The following is a 17,126-nucleotide window of genomic DNA, read 5'->3' as shown; positions in this document are numbered from 1 at the left end:
ACCCGTCGTCAGGAGCGGGTGGCCGGCGCTTCGTTCGCGCCAGGTCCGGTGGTCAGACCTGGGTGAACCGCCACTGCTGGTTGGCGGCGCTGTGGCAGCCCCACTGCAACAGTCGGGCCCCGTCGGCGGTCGAGGCACCGTTGACGTCCAGGCAGAGCCCGCTCAGCGCGCTCTTGACCGTGTAGACACCGGTGGTGCCGGTCGCCGTCACGGTGAACTTCTGTTGGTTGGAGTTGTTGCAGGTGGTGTGTTGCAGGAAGGCGCCCTGCGCGGTCGAGCCTCCGACGACGTCGAGGCACTTACCGCTGTGCACCGCCTTGAGGTAGACGGCGCCGTTGCCGGCGTCCACCGCCTGCCACTTCTGGTTGTTGGCCCCGGTGGCCGCCCACTGCACCACCTGGGCGCCGTCGGCGGTGGAGACACCGCTGACGTCCATCAGCTTGCCGCTGTGTTGGGCCGTCAGGGTCCAGGTCTTCCCGGCCACGCCGGTGCCGGTGTCGGTGCCGGGGACCCCCACGCCGTTGCCACCGAAGGTGAAGGCGTCGAGGTCGAACCAGTTGGACGAGCTGCCCTTGAACACCATGTAGAGGGTGTGCGTCCCGGACAGGGCCGCGACGCTCGTCGCCGCCGTGGACTGGTAGTTGTCCCAGCCGCCGGTGCTGGGCACCGACGTCGTCGCCAGCAGGGTGCCGGTCGGCGAGTCGGCCCGCAGCTCGATGCTTCCGCCGCCGCTGGGCGACGACAGCCGGTAGCTGACGGTGCTGATGCCCGACAGGCTCATCGGGTTGAACGCCACCCAGTCGTTGTTGGAGATGTCGCCGACGCGCTTGCCGCTCTCCGCGGCGCTCTGGTCGACGACCCGGACGCCGGACTGGCTGCTGAAGTACTCGGCCTGCTTGTGCTTCGGTTGCAGGATCGCCTGCGCGTAGCCGGTCAGCGGCGAGCCGCCACCCGAGCCGCCGTTGTCGGTGTAGCGGGCGTTGAGCACGTAGTACAGGTTCGCGCCCTCGGGGTGCCCACCGAGCAGGTCGGTGGAGATGGTCCCCGAACAGCCCGGGTACTCGGTGGTCTCGTGGGCGTGGTCGTCGTGGCCGAGGGCCGGGTTGACGAACACCTTGGTGCAGTCGATGGCCGCGCCGCCGGGGTCGGAGACACTGACCGTGTACGAGACCTTGTCGCCGAAGTTCAGCATACCGCCGTTGGGCGGCACGTTGATGGTGACCACCGGGGCGGTGTTGCCGACGGTGATCTGCACGTTGGCGAAGCCGGTCTTGCCGGTGTTGTCGGTGACCTTCAGCTGTGCGGTGTAGTCGCCGTTGGCCGTGTAGGTGTGTGTCGGGTTGGCTGCCGTGGACGTACCACCGTCACCGAAGGTCCACTGGTAGCTGAGGGTGTTGCCGGGGTCGGGGTCGTTGGTGCCGGCGCTGCTGAACTGGACGGTCAGCGGGGCGCTGCCACTGGTCGGCGTGCCGACGGCCTTCGCGATCGGTGACCGGCCGCCCTGGATGTAGTCGATCCGGTAGAGCCCGGAGTCGTTGTTGCCGCCGCCGAAGTTCGAGCCCCACTCCAGCAGGTACAGCGAGCCGTCGGGGCCGAACTCCATGTCCATGGGCTTGTTGAAGTTGCCGCCGGGCAGGAACGGGTTCGTCCGGGTGACCGCCGTCGAGGAGTCGAAGTGCACCTCCTTGACGTAGTTGCGGGCCCACTCGTAGAAGAAGTGCACGCCGTCGTAGTACGGCGGGAACTTCGTGGCCGACGGGTTGTTCGCGTTGTACCGGTACACCGGGCCGCCCATCGGGGCCGACCCGCCGGAGCCCAGCTCGGGGAAGGTCGTCGAGGCCGGGTAGCCGTACCAGATGTTCGGCGAGACGACCGGCTTGAGGTTGACCAGGCCGGTGTTGTTGGGCGAGTTGTTGACCGGCGCGCTGCAGTTGAACTTCGCCCCGACCACACCGGTGTCCGGGTTGAACGGCGCGTACGGCTGGTTGTTGCCGTGGCAGAACGGCCAGCCGTAGTTACCGGCCGTCTTGATCACATTCAGCTCGACGAGACCCTCCGGGCCGCGGTTGGTCGTCGGCGGGTTGCGGTCCGGGCCGTAGTCGGCCAGGTAGACCCACCCGGTGGTCGGGTCGATCGAGAAGCGGAACGGGTTGCGGAAGCCCATGGCGTACACCTCGGGCTTGGTCTGCGCCGTGCCCTGGGGGTAGAGGTTGCCCGTCGGGATGGTGTACCCGCCGCTGGCCGAGGGCTTGATGCGCAGCAGCTTGCCCCGCAGGTCGTTGGTGTTACCGGCGGACCGTGCAGCGTCCAGGTTGGACTTGCCCGAGCGCCAGTCCAGCGGGGCGTACCCCTGCCAGTTGGGGTCGAGGTTGGGTGGCGTGTCGTCGCCGGTGCCGATGTAGAGGTTGCCATCCGGGCCGAAGTCGATGTAACCGCCGGTGTGCCCGGGCTCCGCGAAGGTCCGGTCCCGGTACGCGGGGATGTCGATGATCCGGGCCTCGGTGGACAGGTTGAGCGTGTCACCGGAGAGCGTGTAGCGGGACACCCGGTTGACGTCGGTCGAGCTGCTCGCGGGTGAGTGGTACAGGTAGACGTATCCGTTGCTGGCGAACGCGGGGTCTATCGCCACGCCGGTGAGGCCGTCCTCACCGCCGGTGTAGACGCTCAGCGTGGCGGCGGTGACGGTGCTGTTCGTGCTCGGCTTGAAGATCTTGACCTGGCCACCCCGCTGGACGTACAGGACGCGACCGTCCGGCAGCACGGACAGCGCCATCGGGTCGGCGGTGTTGTCGTCGAGGGTGCGCTTCTCGAAGTTGCCCCAGACGGTGCCGCCGCAGTCGCCGGGCAGGTTGCCGGCGGCCCACTTGATGCCGCCCAGGACGTGGTTGCGGAAGTAGGTCTCGCTGTAGGAGTCGATGGCGTGGCCCATCGCGGTGGCCCACACCCGTCCGCCACCGGTGTTGCGGCACCACGAGATCGGGTGGTCCGGGCCCATCGCCCGGGAGCCCGGGTTGTAGGTGCGCTCGTCGGCGGTCACCAGGACGTGCACATTGCCGCGCGGGTTGGAGTCGAAGTTGTACCACTCCTCGCTGCGGCTCCAGCGGTCCGGCAGGCCGACCGTCGACGGGTGCTGCTTGTCGGCGACGATGGCGGTGCCCGCGAGGACTCCGGGGGAGTGCTCGGGCATGTGGGCGCCGCCGTTCATCATCTGGTCCCACCACGGGTACTCAGACTCGATGCCCATGTCGGTGGCGTTGTGCACTCCGACGATGCCCTTGCCGCTGGCGAGGTAGCCCTCGATGGCCTGGCGCTGGGAGGCCGAGGTCCAGACCATGCCGGAGGTCTGGAGCATGATGACCACGTCGAAGGTGGCGAGGTTGGCGGCCGTGAAGACGCTCGCGTCCTCGGTCGCCACCACCTCGAAGTTGTTCGCGGCGGCCTGCTGCTGGATCATCGAGATGCCGGCGGGAATCGAGTCGTGCCGGTAGCCGGCGGTCTTGGTGAACAACAGGGCGCGGAACGCCGGGGCGGCCGACGCTGGCGGGGCCAGGCCGAGGGCCACCAACAGGCCGACGATCAATCCGATGATCAATGTGGGGCGACGCATACCGTCTCCTAGGTCTGGGCGGGCAACTGGCGATTGCGAGCACGGGCCGACAGCGCGTCAGGTCGTGCCTGGGCGCGCGAGAGCCACGGGTGTGCTGGTCGCGGTCGTCGTGCCGTACGCCGAGACGGCAGTCAGCCCCGCTGGATGTCACACAGCGTGATGTGAGCTGTGATCTGGTCCAAGGTCTGCGAGGTCAGGATGAATCATCCATCGAGGACTGTCAATATAACGTCGAGCGTCTGATGTTACCCCCGGGTAGGGGTGGTCGGGCCTGACCCCTCCATGCCCGCCCTCGTGCCGATCGAGTGCTGGGCCTGGCTGTCACCGCAGATCGAGGATTGCGGACCCGCATCCAAACATCTATCTTCATACGTGTGATGTTTCCTCGATGTCAAGGAAATGTTTGCATCATAAAAACGCAAGTTCTTCAGCAAGCTGCGAAAGTGCGTCACTCAGCGCGTCGAGCGGCCTACCGGCGGCTGTGCTGACCTCGTCGATGACTACTATCTGTAAGGGCTATCGGGATGTCAGATCCACCACCGGCACCGCTGCTGGCCCTGCGGGGCATCGGCAAGTCCTTCCTCGGTGTACGCGTCCTCGAGGGCATCGACCTCGACGTCGCGCCGGGCGAGGTGCACGCCGTCGTCGGTGAGAACGGCGCCGGGAAGTCGACGCTCATGAAGATCGTCTCGGGCGGGTACGCCCCGGACGAGGGCACCATCGAGTTCGCCGGTCAACCGCGCGCGTTCCACGGCCCCCGGGACGCGCAGCGCGCCGGCGTCGGCATCATCCACCAGGAGTTCAACCTGCTGCCCGAGCGCACCGTCGCGGAGAACGTCTACCTGGGCCACGAACCGGTCCGGCGTGGGTTGGTCGACCGCCGCGCGATGCTCGACCGCACCCGCGACCTGCTCACCTCGATCGGCGAGACCGCCCTGCCGGCCGACGCCCGGGTCGGGCGGCTCGGCGTCGCCCAGCAGCAGGTCGTCGAGATCGCCAAGGCGCTCGCCCTGGACGCGCGACTGCTCATCATGGACGAGCCGACGGCGGCCCTCGCGGACCAGGAGGTCGAACTGCTCTACGGGCTGGTGCGCCGCCTCCAGGAGCGCGGGATCGGTCTGCTGTACGTGTCGCACCGACTCACCGAGGTCTTCGACCTGTCCAGTCGGATCACCGTCCTCAAGGACGGTCGCCGGGTGACCACGGTGGACACCGCGAGCACGACCGCCGACGAACTGGTCCGGCACATGGTCGGCCGCGAGCTGTCCAGCTACTACCCCGAGCGGGCCGGCCCCGACGACCGCGGGCCGGTACGACTCACCGTCCGCGGTGGGGGTAACCGCAAGCTGCGGGACGTGGACCTCGAGCTGCGCGCCGGCGAGGTGCTCGGCGTCGGCGGCCTACAGGGCTCCGGACGATCCGCGCTCGCCCGGGCGCTCTTCGGCGTGGCGCCGTTCACGACCGGCGCCGTCGAGCTGGACGGCGAACCGGTGCGGCTGCGCTCACCGCGCGCCGCCATGCGGGCCGGCATCGCGTACGTCACCGAGGACCGCAAGGGCGAGGGCATCGTGCCACGACAGTCGGTGCTCGACAACGCGCTGCTGGCCAGCCGGGCCGCCTTCGCGGCGCGGTCCGGTCGCGCCGCCCGCACGGCACGGGTACGCGAGCTGCTCGCCGCCGTGGAGGTTCGCTCGGCCGGCGACGACCAGGAGATCCGCTTCCTCTCCGGCGGCAACCAGCAGAAGGTGGTGCTGGCCCGGTGGCTGGCGCTGAGCCCGCGCATCCTGATCTTCGACGAGCCGACCCGGGGCATCGACGTGGGTGCGAAGTCCGCCATCCACGACCTCGTCCGCCGCCTCGCCAGCGACGGCGCGGCGGTGCTGATGATCTCGTCGGAGCTGCCCGAGCTGCTCGGCATGAGCGACCGGATCGTCGTCCTCCGCGACGGTCGGATCGCGGGCGAGCTGCCCGCCGGCGCGACCGAGGAGGACGTCGTCGCCCTGGCCGTCGGCACCACCACCGTCCGGGAGGCTGTCCTATGACCGCCCTGTCGCTGCGTCCGGCCCGCCGTGCCGTGCCGGGCGTGTACGTGGCCCTTGCCCTCACCCTCGTCGTCGGCTGGCTGATCGTCATGCTCGACGGCGGTCAGCTCTTCAACCAGTCGACGACGGTGAGCCTGCTGCACGTCGCCGCCGGCCTCGGGCTCGTCGCCGTCGGGCAGACCCTGGTCATCCTCGGTGGGTCGCTCGACCTCTCCGTGGCGTTCGTGATCAGCCTCAGCACCCTGGTGGCGGCCGAGGCGATGAACGGCAGCGACGGCGCCCTGCTTCCGGCGATCGGGCTGGCGCTCGCGGTCAGCGCCGGCGTGGGACTGCTCAACGGGCTGCTCGTCACCAAGCTGCGGATCAACGCGTTCATCGCGACCCTCGGCGTCGGACTGCTGCTCAAGGGCTACCTCGACAACGGCTACGACGGCCCGGCCGGCGAGAGCGCGCCCGCTCTCGTCCGGACGTTCGGCTACCAGCGGGTCGGTCCGGTGCCGGTGTCCTTCCTGCTGCTGCTCGCCGTGACCGCGGCGGCCTGGTTCGCCCTCTCGCGTACCCGGTTCGGCCACCACCTGGTCGCCGTCGGTGGCGATCCGGAGGTCGCCCGGCTCTCCGGCGTCCGCAACGACCGGGTCCTCGTCACGGCCCACGTGCTGTGCTCCCTCTGTGCCGGGCTGGCCGGCGTCTACCTGGCCAGCCGGCTCGGCTCCGGCGCCCCACGGGTGGGCACCGAAGGGCTCTACGACCTGGAGTCCATCGCCGCGGTGGTCCTCGGTGGCACCGCCCTCGCGGGCGGGCGCGGGGGCGTCCTCGGCACGATCGGCGGCGTGCTGCTGCTCGCCAGCATCGACGCGGTCTTCAACCAGCTCGAGGTCGACGCGTTCTTCAAGCAGGTGATCCGTGGCGTGATCATCATCGCCGCGGTCGCCGTCTACGCCCGACGGGCCATGCGAAAGGCGGGGTCCTGACCATGCGGGTCGCCGAGCGTCGTCCGCTCACCCTCCGGATCCGCCCCGACGGGATCGCGCCGATCGCCGCGCTCCTGGCGGTGCTGCTGATCATCATCGCGTTCGTCCAACCCGACTTCCTCGCCCCCGGGTCGCTGATGTCGTTCCTGGGTCGCTCCGCGCCGATCATCCTGCTCGCCGCCGGTCAGTACTTCGTGATCGTCAGCGGGGAGTTCGACCTCTCGGTGGGCTCCCTGGTCACGGCGCAGGTCGTCGTGGCCGCCCGCCTCATCGACAGCGACCCGTCGCGTACCTGGCCGGTGGTCGCGTTGCTGCTCGTCGGCGGCGCGTTCGTCGGGCTGGTCAACGGTCTGGTCACCACGGTGCTGCGGGTGCCGTCCTTCATCACCACCCTGGGCATGTTCCTGATCCTCGTCGGCGCCGTCTACCTGTGGTCCGACGGCGCACCGAAGGGCGGCCTGTCGGAGGAGTTCCGCCGGTTCGGCCGACGGGCCATCGAGGACGTGCCGCTGCTCGGCCGGATCCCGTACGCGCTGCTCGTGCTGCTGGTCGTCGCCACGATCGCCGTGGTGCTGACGCGTTCGGACTTCGGCCGCACGCTCGTCGCCGTCGGCGACAATCCGCGCACCGCCGAGTTGAGCGGCGTACGCGTCGGTCTCACCAAGACGATCGCGTTCGTGCTCAGCGGTGTCGCGGCGGCGGTCGCGGCGATCCTGCTCGGCGGGTACAGCGGTGTGTCGTTCCAGGCCGGCGTCGGCCTGGAGTTCGCCGCGATCACCGCCGTCGTGCTCGGCGGGGTCGCCCTCGGCGGCGGTCGCGGTTCGGTCGTCGGGGCGATGCTCGGCGCACTGACCCTCGAGACGCTCTTCGCGTTGATGAACTTCACCGGCGTCTCCGGTGCCCTCAGATCGACCGTCCAGGGCGTGATCATCCTGCTCGCCGTGGCGGTCTCGGCTTCGCGATCCTCCTCCTCAAGATAAAGGTGATTCGATGAGACGATCCATGACCGCCCTGGCCGCGGCCGGTGTGCTGACGCTGGCCGCCGCCGGATGCGCCACCGACGAACCGACCGCGTCCCCGTCTGGCAGTGCGTCCGCCGCACCCGGGTCGGGCACCGGCGAGCAGTCCAAGTTCTTCGTGCAGGCCGACTACGACAACGAGTTGGCGCTGCTCGACGCCGCCCCGACGGGCCCGGCCGACAAGCCGTGGGAGCAGGTGCTCAACCCGAAGATGGTGGACACCGCCAAGTTCAAGAAGGCCGGTAAGCACAAGATCTGCTTCTCGAACGCCGCGCTGAACAACCCGTGGCGGCAGGTCGGGTTCAAGACCATGCAGGCCGAGGTCGAGGCGCAGAAGTCCCGGATCAGCGAGTTCGTGCACGTCGACGCCGAGGGCAAGGACCAGAAGCAGATCGCCGACATCAACGATCTGCTCGGCAAGAGCTGCGACGCGCTCATCGTGTCGCCGAACACCACCGCGACGCTCACCCCGGCGGTCGAGGCGGCCTGCAAGGCCGGCCTGCCGGTGGTCGTCTTCGACCGGGGTGTCAACACCACCTGCCCCGTGACGTTCATCAACCCGGTGGGTGGCTACGGCTTCGGCCACGTCGGCGCCGAGTTCGTCAGCCAGAAGATGAAGCCCGGCGGCAAGCTGCTGGCGCTGCGCATCCTGCCCGGCGTCGACGTGCTGGAGACCCGCTGGTCGGCCGCGAAGATCGCGCTGGACAAGGCGAAGGTCGACGTCGTGGGCGTGGAGTTCACCGACGGCGATCCCGCCAAGACCAAGAAGATCGTGAACGACTACATCCAGCGGTACGGCACGATCGACGGGGTCTGGATGGACGCCGGAGCGGTCGCCGTGGCGGCGGTCGAGGCGTTCCAGGACGCCGGCAAGCCCGTACCGCCGATGAACGGCGAGGACCAGCTCGACTTCCTGAAGCTCTGGAAGGACAAGCAGCTCACCGCCATCGCGCCGACCTACCCGACGTACCAGTGGCGGACACCGATCATCGCGGCGCTGAGCATCCTCGACGGAACCCAGGTCTCCAACCCGTGGAAGCTGCCGCAGCCCACGATCACCCAGGACAACCTGGACCAGTACCTCGACGCGAGCATGCCGCCGCTGCACTACGCGATGTGCGGCTGCCGTGACCTGCCCGGCTATCCCCAGCGCTGGAAGTAGGTTGCGGTGTACGCCATTGGCGTCAACCCCTGGGTGTGGGCCTCGCCGGTCGACGACGAGGCCCTCGCCCGGTTGATCCCGCGGATCGCCTCGTTCGGGTTCGACGCGGTCGAACTGCCGATCGAGCAGCCCGGCGACTGGGATCCCGTCCGCACGCGGGACCTGCTGGCCGAGCACGGCCTGGCTGCGGCCGGGGTCTGCGCCGTCACCCCGCCCGGGCGGGACCTGGTGGACGCCGCGCCGGCCGTCGTCGAGTCGACCGTCGCGTACCTCATGGGGTGTGTGGCGAGCGCGTCGGCGGTCGGCGCGCCCTGCGTCGGCGGTCCGGTGTACGCGGCCGTCGGACGTACCTGGCGGATGTCGACGGCGGCCCGCGCGGCCTGCTACGCCGACTTCCGGCGGGCGCTCGCCCCGGTCGCGGACCGGGCCGGCGAGTGTGGCGTGAGCATCGGTGTCGAGGCGCTGAACCGCTACGAGACGAGCGTGGTCAACACCGTCGAGCAGACGATCGAGGCGATCGACGGCCTGCCCTCGAGCGTCGGCATCATGATCGATACGTACCACATGAACATCGAGGAGGCAGACCCCTACGCGGCCCTCGCGCTGGCCGGTCCGCACATCAAGCACGTCCAGGTCAGTGGCACGGATCGGGGCGCTCCCGGGGCGGACCACTTCGACTGGCCCCGCTTCTTCTCCGTCCTGCGGGGCACCGGCTACCGGGGCGCGGTCTGCATCGAGTCGTTCACGGCCGACAACGCGACGATCGCCACCGCGGCGTCGATCTGGCGGCCCCTGGCCCCCACCCAGGACCGCCTCGCCGTCGACGGCCTGCACCACCTCCGCAAGGTCGTCGCCTGACCGGGCGTCGGCACGCCCATGTTGTTAGCGCTAACCCCACCACCCCACCTCTACCCCCCCAGGAGACCGTCCCGTGTCCGTCTCATCCATCGCCGTGGCGCGCAGGCTCCTCGCCGGCGCGGCCACGGCGGCACTTACCGCCCTGGTGGCCGTCACCGCCTCGGCCACACCGGCCGCCGCGGCGACCACCACCCTCTACGCGTCCCCGTCCGGCGGCGGCAGCACCTGCTCCGCCAGCCAGCCGTGCTCGCTGGCCGGCGCCCAGGCCGCCGTCCGGACGCTCAACAGCTCCATGTCCGGTGACATCGTCGTGGAGCTGGCCGACGGCGTGTACCGGCTCACCTCGCCGCTGCGGCTGACCGCCGCCGACTCCGGCTCAGGCGGCTACCAGGTGATCTGGCGGGCGGCCGCCTCGGCCCGCCCGACGATCAGCGGCGCGCGGGCGGTCACCGGCTGGTCGCTCGTCGACTCCGCGAAGAACATCTGGCGGGCCAGCGTCCCCACCGGGCTGGACAGCCGCCAGCTCTACGTCAACGGCGCCATCGCCACCCGGGCGCGTACCGCCGTCAACCGCGCCGACTTCACCTTCACCACGACCGGCATGCGGTTCAGCAACAGCGCGTTGAGCTACCTGAACAACGTCGGTAACCAGAGCCGGGTCGAGGTGGAGAGCGTCGGCTCGTTCACCGACCGGTACTCGCCCGTGCAGAGCATCAGCGGGAACTTCCTGACGATGCAGCAGCCGGCCTGGAACAACAACACGTTCGGCTTCGACACCCTGTCCCGCCCGCACCGGGCCGGCCCGTTCTACCTGGCCAACGCGTACGAGTTCCTCGACTCGGCGGGGGAGTGGTATCTCAACCCGGGCAGCGGGCAGCTCAACTACATCCCGCTCGCCGGACAGAACATGAACAGCGTCAGCGTGGAGCTGCCGCAGCTTCAGTCCCTGGTCAACGTGGGCGGGACGTACGACGCGCCCGCGCACCACATCTCGTTCAGCGGCATCACCTTCACCGGTACGAGCTGGCTCGGCCCGAGCAGCAGCAACGGCTTCGCCGACCAGCAGACCGGCGCGCACATCGTCGGCACCTGGGCCCGCCCGTCCGACGCGTTGACCTCCTGCCAGGAGGGCTGCCCGCTGTTCGAGGCCACCCGGCCGAGCTGGGCCCAGATGCCCGCGGCCGTGCAGGTGTCGGCCGCCAACACCATCTCCTTCAGCGACTCCCAGTTCGTCAACCTGGGCCAGACCGCCATCGGCATCGGCAACGACGCCAACGCCCACGCGAGCGGTGTCGGCCTGGGCACCAGCAACATCACGGTCACCCGCTCCGAGATCGCCCGCAACTCGGCCGGCGGCATCGTGGTCGGCGGCGTGCGCGCCGACGCCCACCACCCCGGCGACCAGCGGATGGTCAACCGGAACGTCACCATCAGCAACAACCGCGTGCACGACCTGGGCGTGGAGTACCGGGGCGTGGTGTCGATCCTGACCACCTACGTCAACACCTCGCTGGTCTCGCACAACGAGGTCTACAACATGCCGTACACCGGGCTGTCCGTCGGCTACGGCTGGGGCGCCAACGACGCCGGTGGCAGCCAGCACTACGCCAACCGGGGCCTCTACAACTACCAGCCGCGCTACTCCACGGCCACCACCGCGTCGAACAACCAGGTCATCGGCAACTACGTGCACGACGTGATGCAGCAGATGACCGACGGCGGGTGCATCTACACGCTCTCGGCGAACCCGGGCGGGACGATCAACCAGAACTACTGCCTGCGGACCAACGGCTGGTTCGGGCTCTACTTCGACGAGGGCTCGCGCTACTACACCGCCCGCAACAACGTGTTCTCCTCCACCGGCACCTGGGCCACCGCGAACTACTACTACGCGGAGAACATGGGCAACTTCACCGTCACCAACAACTGGTCGACCAACGGCAGCACCAACGTGACGAACGGCGACCGGGGCAACGTGGTCAACAGCAACGTCACGGTCTCCAACGGAAACTGGCCGTCGGGCGCGCAGTCCGTGATCGCGGCGGCCGGCGTCCAGAGCGGCGGTAGCACCAATCCGCAGAGCGGGCAGATCGTGGGCGTCCAGTCGGGCCGCTGCGCCGAGATCGGCGGATCCGTCACGACCAATGGCACGCAGGCCCAGCTCTGGGACTGCATCAGCGGGGTCGCCAACCAGCGGTGGACGGTGACCGCCAGCCGGCAGCTCATGGTGTACGGCAACAAGTGCCTGGACGCATCCGGCGCGGGCACCGCCAACGGCACCCAGGTGGTGATCTGGGACTGCAACGGCCAGGCCAACCAGCAGTGGAACGTCAACGCCAACGGCACGATCACCGGCGTGCAGTCGGGCCTCTGCCTGGACGCGAACGGCGCCGCGACGGCGAACGGTACGAAGCTCATCCTCTGGTCGTGCAACGGCGGCACCAACCAGCAGTGGCAGTTGCGCGGCTGAACCAGGGATCGCCCCTGGCAGGCGGTCCCCGTCGGTCACCCGAGACCGACGGGGGCTGCCCCTGCCCGTCGACCACCGGCCCGAGTGTCGGCCGGCAGCGACGGGCAAGACGTGGATACATAGAACTAGTTGAATTCGACGAAACGGCTCCGTAATATGACCGGCGTCTGCTGTTAACGCTAACAGTGGTCGCGCACACGACGGTGCCCGCCTCATCCGGGATGCCGTCCCCCGTGGATGGCACTATCGAAAGGACGCTCCCGAATGAAGCGAATCCGAGCCCGTCACTGGGGGCGGGCAGCGGCGGCCGGGCTTCTCGTGGCCGCCGCCCTCGTGGGCCTGCGGGCACCCGGGGCCCAGGCGCTGGAGAACGGCGTCGCCCGGACACCCCCGATGGGGTGGAACAGCTGGAACTCCTTCGGTTGCAACATCAACGAGGGGTTGATCCGGCAGAGCGCCGACGCGATCGTCAGCAGTGGAATGCGCGATCTCGGCTACCAGTACGTCGTGGTCGACGACTGCTGGTTCAACCCGAACCGCGACAGCTCCGGCAACCTCCAGGGCGACCCGACCCGCTTCCCGAGCGGAATGAAGGCGCTCGGCGACTACCTGCACGCCCGGGGGCTGAAGTTCGGTCTCTACCAGGTGCCGGTGGACAAGACCTGCGCCCAGTACTTCAACAGCTACCCCGGCGCGACCGGCAGCCAGGGTCACGAGGCGCAGGACGCCCGGCAGTTCGCCGCCTGGGGCGTCGACTTCCTCAAGTACGACTGGTGCTCGCCGAACGGCAGCATCAACGACCAGGTCACCACGTTCGCGAAGATGCGCGACGCGCTGGCCGCGACCGGCCGGCCGATAGTCTACAGCATCAACTCCAACAGCATCCACGCCAAGACCGGCCCGCAGCGCAACTGGGGCGACGTGGCGAACATGTGGCGCACCACCGAGGACATCACCAACGCGTGGGACACCGGGCAGACCAACGGCTACCCGATGGGCATCCAGAACATCATCAACGTGACCGTTCCGCTGGCCTCGTACGCGCGCCCGGGTGGATTCAACGACCCGGACATGATGGAGGTCGGCCGAGGCGGCATGAACGACACCGAGATGCGCAGCCACTTCGCGATGTGGGCGATGATGGCGTCGCCGCTGATCGCCGGCAACGACGTCCGCAACATGAACGCCGCGACGCAGACGATCCTCAAGAACGCCAACCTGATCGGCATCAACCAGGATGCCCTGGGGTTGCAGGCCGGCCAGGTGTCGTTCGACGGCACCCGTCGCGTGCTGGCCAAGCGGCTGGCCAACGGTGACGTCGCGGTCGCGCTGTTCAACCAGGGCGGTTCGACGACGACGATCTCCACGACCGCCGCCGCCGTCGGCAAGTCCGGCAGCTCCTTCACCCTGGTGGACGCCTGGAACAACACCACCAGCACGAGCACCGGCTCCATCTCCGCCAGCGTCCCGGCGCACGGCACGGTGGTGTACCGGGTCAGTGGCGGCGACACCAGCACCCCGCCGCCGACCACGCCGCCGCCGACCACCACGCCGCCGCCGACGACCTCCTTCGCGCTGGCGAGCGTTGCCTCCGGCCGCTGCCTGGACGTCCCGCAGAGCAACACCACCAACGGCACCCAGCCGGTGATCTGGGACTGCAACGGGGCCGCCAACCAGCGGTGGACGGCCAACGGACAGACCCTCCAGGCGCTCGGCAAGTGCCTGGACGCGCCCACCAACGCCAGCGCCGGCAGCAAGGTCCAGATCTGGGACTGCAACGGCGGCGTCAACCAACGGTGGACGTTCAACTCGAACGGCACGATCAGCGGAGCGTCGTCGGGCCTCTGTCTCGACGTCAACAACAACGCGACCGCCAACGGCACCACGGTGCTCCTCTGGACCTGCACCGGGGCCTCCAACCAACGCTGGACCCGGCGCTAGCCACACCGCGCTGACAGCTCGACAGGTCCGGTCCGGGGCGGCACGGCCCCGGACCGGACCTGTCGTCGTCCGGCCCCGTCGAGCCGGGCCCGCCCCGCGCAGGGAGCGCCCGGATCAGGAGGCGGGAGGCGCGAGGGACCGGCGTCGGCGCAGCGGCATCGCGACGAGCGACCGCTCGGCGGCCCCGCCATCAAGGAGCAGTTCGACCGCGCGCCTGCCCATCTGTTCGTGCGGTAGCGCGGTGGTCGCGAGGCTGGGACGTAGCCAGGCGGCGATCGGATCGTCGTCGAACGAGATCACCGAGATGTCGTCCGGGACGGTCAGGCCCGCCTCGCCCAGTGCCTGGTAGGCGCCGAACGCCAGCCGGTCGTTCATGCAGATGATGGCACTTGGTCGTTGGGGTCGGTTCAGCAGGGCGCGGGTGGCGGCGTAACCGTGTTCGGGCAGCCACTCGGTGCAGAAGGACTCCGCCAGGAGGGTGACGCCCGCGTCGTTCAGCGCCTGCTGGATGCCGTGCAGGCGGGCCCGGGCGGCGAGGGAGATCTCCTGGTCGCCCTCCTTGATCCGGTTGCGGCCGATCAGCGCGATGGCGTCGCGGTGACCGTACTCCAGCAGGGCGGCGGCGACCGCGCGACCGGCCCGGTCGTCGTCGGGCAGCACGCAGGGCAGGTCGTCCGAGCTGGTGGCGTTGAGCAGCACCACCGGGCCGCCGAGGATGGCGGGGGGCACCGTGAGCCGGCGGGTGGCCATCGCCGCGTAGATCACCCCGTCGACCTGTCGGTCGAGCATGGCCTCGATGGCGTACTGCTCGAAGGTGGCGTCGCCCTGCGTCTCGGTGATGAGCAGCACGTGGTCGCGTTCCCGGGCCGCGTCGAGCGCGCCGCGGATGAGGCCGCCGGCAAAGCGGGTGGTGGCGACGATGTCGGAGACGAACGCGATGGTCGCGGTCTTGCGGGTACGCAGGCTACGTGCCGCCAGGTTGGGCCGGTAGCCCAGCTCCTCGGCGGCGGCGAACACGCGCTGGTGTGCCTCGGCCGAGAGCCGGGTGCCCTCCCTGCCGTTCAGCACCATCGACGCGGCGGTCTTGGACAGCCCGGCCCGCCGTGCCACGTCGGCCAGGGTTGCTCTGTTGCGGCCCATCAGTCCTCCGAATCAGGCGCGGCGCCACGGGCTCCGCTCCCGCCCATCATGATGCGTCGGCGCCCGGAGCCCGGCCCCGGTCGGGTCGGGCGTGGTGTGAACCCGATGTTTCCGGACCGTTGCCAGGTTGTCCTTGACAGCCTCCGGTGTCACGCGCATGCTCTGCTAAATCAGTTTAGCGACCACTTTTGGCGCGTCGGTAGACGCCGTCGGTCGCCTGCTGAGTCGGTACGCGAGCGCGGCGGTGCGAGGTGGTCACGGTGTACGTGTCGTGGCCGCTCGCCCGTCGCGAAGGTCCCGGTGGAGCCGTCGCGCGGCCGTGGGTCGTGGGACGCGCGGAGGAACATAGGAGTCATGACATGGCACATACGCTGACGACATTCCCGCGACGCGGCGCGCTGGTCCTCGCACCGCTGCTGGTGCTGGGGCTCGCCGCCACGGCGTGCAGCGCGCCCGGAGCCGACCGATCGTCGACCGCCGGGCCCGACGCCGCCGTCAAGACGGACCTGGGCACCGAGCCGGTAACCCTCCAGATGTACGCGGAGACCGGCTTCCCGCTGGCCAAGGCGCTGGCCGACGAGTTCTCCAAGCAGCACCCGAACGTCACGTTCAACATCCGCGAGGACCAGTTCACGGTCATCGTGGAGAACGCCCCCCGCGTGATGGCCTCGGACAACGCGCCCGACATCATCCGGCTCCCCACGATGGTCGACCTCGTGAAGGACGACCTGCTCAAGAACCTCGACCCGTACGTCACCGCGTACGGCTGGGACAAGTTCCCCGCGTCGCAGCTCGTGCAGTTGCGCGTCGGCGACGAGACACGGGGCGTCGGATCGCTCTACGGCATGGGGCTCGGCTACAGCGTCACCGGCGTCTTCTACAACAAGAAGCTGGCCGCCCAGGTCGGCATGAACCAGCCGCCGGCCACGGTCGCGGAGTTCGAGCAGGTGCTGGCGAAGGCGAAGACCAGCGGGGTCCAGCCGATCATGCAGTTCAACAAGAACACCGCGGGCATCAACTTCCCGCACCAGGCGCTGCAGAACCAGTTCGGCGACCCGGCCCAGGTGGCGGACTGGATCTTCCAGAAGCCGGGGGCCACCTTCGACACGCCGGCCGCCCTGAAGGCCACCCAGACCATCCAGAAGTGGGCGCAGGCCGGCTACTTCACCAAGGACGCCAACGCCCTGGACTACGCGGGCATGGTCGGGCAGTTCCAGAAGGGCAACGGCCTGTTCATGTTCAACGGCGACTGGGAGTCGGCGAACCTCGACAAGACGATGCCCGGCAACGTGGGCTTCTTCCTGTTCCCCGGCGAGGCCGCCGGCGCCAAGCACGTGGCGATGTCCGCCCCCAACACCTTCGGGGTCTCGGCCAAGGCCAAGAACCCGGACGCCGCCGCGTTCTTCCTGAACTGGGTCCACACCAACGCCAAGGCGCGGGAGATCGCCGTGACGGTCGGCGGGTCCAGCCCGGGCGGCCCGAGCGACCTTCCGGTGCCAGCCGCCGCCCCGAACACCGTGCTGGCCGAGACCCTCAAGGCGGCGCAGCAGCTCGGGGCCGAGAACGGCGCGGTCGACTTCACCGCGAACGCGACCGGTGGCATCTTCGCCGCCGCGATCACGCCGGAGATGCAGAAGCTGGTCGCCGGCCAGCAGACGCCCGAGGGGTACGTCAAGGCGGTCCAGGCCGAGTACGAGAAGGAACTGTCCCGATGACGTCTGCCCTCGGCAGCGCACCACCAGGGCGGGACGGCCGGGCGTCGTCCGTGGGTCGTCCCGCCCGTTCCGCCTCCGCGCGGGCCCACCGACGCCGGGGGGCCCGCGCGGCCCGGGCCGGCGGGTTTTTAGTGCTGCCCCCCGTCGTGGTTTTGGCGGTGTTCGTCCTGCGGCCCCACGGCCAGACCGTCCCCGACTCGC

The 17,126-nt window shown here is 69.5% G+C and carries 10 protein-coding genes; 8 read left to right on the top strand and 2 right to left on the bottom strand.

Features of this window, described 5'->3' with window-relative positions; all coding sequences use genetic code 11:
* Positions 1-52 precede the first annotated feature (52 nt).
* Positions 53-3,607, bottom strand: coding sequence for a ThuA domain-containing protein (locus ACIA3K_RS07150; RefSeq protein ID WP_396799637.1), 3,555 nt, complete (start codon positions 3,605-3,607; stop codon positions 53-55).
* A gap of 524 nt (positions 3,608-4,131) precedes the next feature.
* On the opposite strand from ACIA3K_RS07150, the gene ACIA3K_RS07145 reads away from it, so the two are divergent.
* The 7 genes from ACIA3K_RS07145 (at position 4,132) to ACIA3K_RS07115 (ending at position 14,070) form a co-directional block, all read left to right on the top strand.
* Positions 4,132-5,649 carry a sugar ABC transporter ATP-binding protein gene (locus tag ACIA3K_RS07145; protein WP_396799636.1) on the top strand — a complete coding sequence of 506 codons (1,518 nt, stop codon included), beginning with the start codon at positions 4,132-4,134 and terminating at the stop codon, positions 5,647-5,649.
* The gene (locus ACIA3K_RS07140; RefSeq protein WP_396799635.1) at positions 5,646-6,620 is read left to right on the top strand and encodes an ABC transporter permease; all 975 of its coding nucleotides are present in this window, start codon (positions 5,646-5,648) and stop codon (positions 6,618-6,620) included. Before ACIA3K_RS07145 ends, ACIA3K_RS07140 begins: the two co-directional genes overlap by 4 nt.
* 2 nt (positions 6,621-6,622) lie before the next feature.
* Positions 6,623-7,600, top strand: coding sequence for an ABC transporter permease (locus tag ACIA3K_RS07135; protein WP_396799634.1), 978 nt, complete (start codon positions 6,623-6,625; stop codon positions 7,598-7,600).
* Positions 7,601-7,610: 10 nt separating this feature from the next.
* On the top strand, positions 7,611-8,801 hold the full coding sequence (locus tag ACIA3K_RS07130) for a substrate-binding domain-containing protein (protein ID WP_396799633.1): 1,191 nt from the start codon (positions 7,611-7,613) through the stop codon (positions 8,799-8,801).
* A gap of 6 nt (positions 8,802-8,807) precedes the next feature.
* A complete protein-coding gene (locus ACIA3K_RS07125) occupies positions 8,808-9,659 on the top strand; it encodes a sugar phosphate isomerase/epimerase family protein (protein ID WP_396799632.1) in 852 nt (283 codons plus the stop codon).
* 73 nt (positions 9,660-9,732) lie between these two features.
* Positions 9,733-12,129, top strand: a complete 2,397-nt coding sequence (locus ACIA3K_RS07120; protein ID WP_396799631.1) for an RICIN domain-containing protein — start codon at positions 9,733-9,735, stop codon at positions 12,127-12,129.
* A gap of 264 nt (positions 12,130-12,393) precedes the next feature.
* Positions 12,394-14,070, top strand: coding sequence for a glycoside hydrolase family 27 protein (locus tag ACIA3K_RS07115; RefSeq protein ID WP_396799630.1), 1,677 nt, complete (start codon positions 12,394-12,396; stop codon positions 14,068-14,070).
* A gap of 114 nt (positions 14,071-14,184) precedes the next feature.
* Here the strand turns inward: ACIA3K_RS07115 and ACIA3K_RS07110 are convergent, their stop codons facing one another.
* Positions 14,185-15,210, bottom strand: coding sequence for a LacI family DNA-binding transcriptional regulator (locus ACIA3K_RS07110; RefSeq protein ID WP_396799629.1), 1,026 nt, complete (start codon positions 15,208-15,210; stop codon positions 14,185-14,187).
* A gap of 359 nt (positions 15,211-15,569) precedes the next feature.
* Between ACIA3K_RS07110 and ACIA3K_RS07105 the strand changes: the two genes are divergently transcribed.
* Positions 15,570-16,925, top strand: coding sequence for an ABC transporter substrate-binding protein (locus ACIA3K_RS07105; RefSeq protein ID WP_396799628.1), 1,356 nt, complete (start codon positions 15,570-15,572; stop codon positions 16,923-16,925).
* Positions 16,926-17,126 lie beyond the last annotated feature (201 nt).

Source organism: Micromonospora sp. NPDC051543, from assembly GCF_044454415.1.
Classification (GTDB): domain Bacteria; phylum Actinomycetota; class Actinomycetes; order Mycobacteriales; family Micromonosporaceae; genus Micromonospora.
Note: the sequence above shows the minus strand (reverse complement) of the source record. Positions and strands in the feature narration are given on the sequence as shown.

Coding starts and splice junctions, on each gene's coding strand:
- ACIA3K_RS07150 (WP_396799637.1), bottom strand. CDS start 3,607: ATGCGTCGCCCCACATTGATCATCGGATTGATCGTCGGCCTGTTGGTG.
- ACIA3K_RS07130 (WP_396799633.1), top strand. CDS start 7,611: ATGAGACGATCCATGACCGCCCTGGCCGCGGCCGGTGTGCTGACGCTG.
- ACIA3K_RS07140 (WP_396799635.1), top strand. CDS start 5,646: ATGACCGCCCTGTCGCTGCGTCCGGCCCGCCGTGCCGTGCCGGGCGTG.
- ACIA3K_RS07145 (WP_396799636.1), top strand. CDS start 4,132: ATGTCAGATCCACCACCGGCACCGCTGCTGGCCCTGCGGGGCATCGGC.
- ACIA3K_RS07115 (WP_396799630.1), top strand. CDS start 12,394: ATGAAGCGAATCCGAGCCCGTCACTGGGGGCGGGCAGCGGCGGCCGGG.
- ACIA3K_RS07105 (WP_396799628.1), top strand. CDS start 15,570: ATGGCACATACGCTGACGACATTCCCGCGACGCGGCGCGCTGGTCCTC.
- ACIA3K_RS07110 (WP_396799629.1), bottom strand. CDS start 15,210: ATGGGCCGCAACAGAGCAACCCTGGCCGACGTGGCACGGCGGGCCGGG.
- ACIA3K_RS07135 (WP_396799634.1), top strand. CDS start 6,623: ATGCGGGTCGCCGAGCGTCGTCCGCTCACCCTCCGGATCCGCCCCGAC.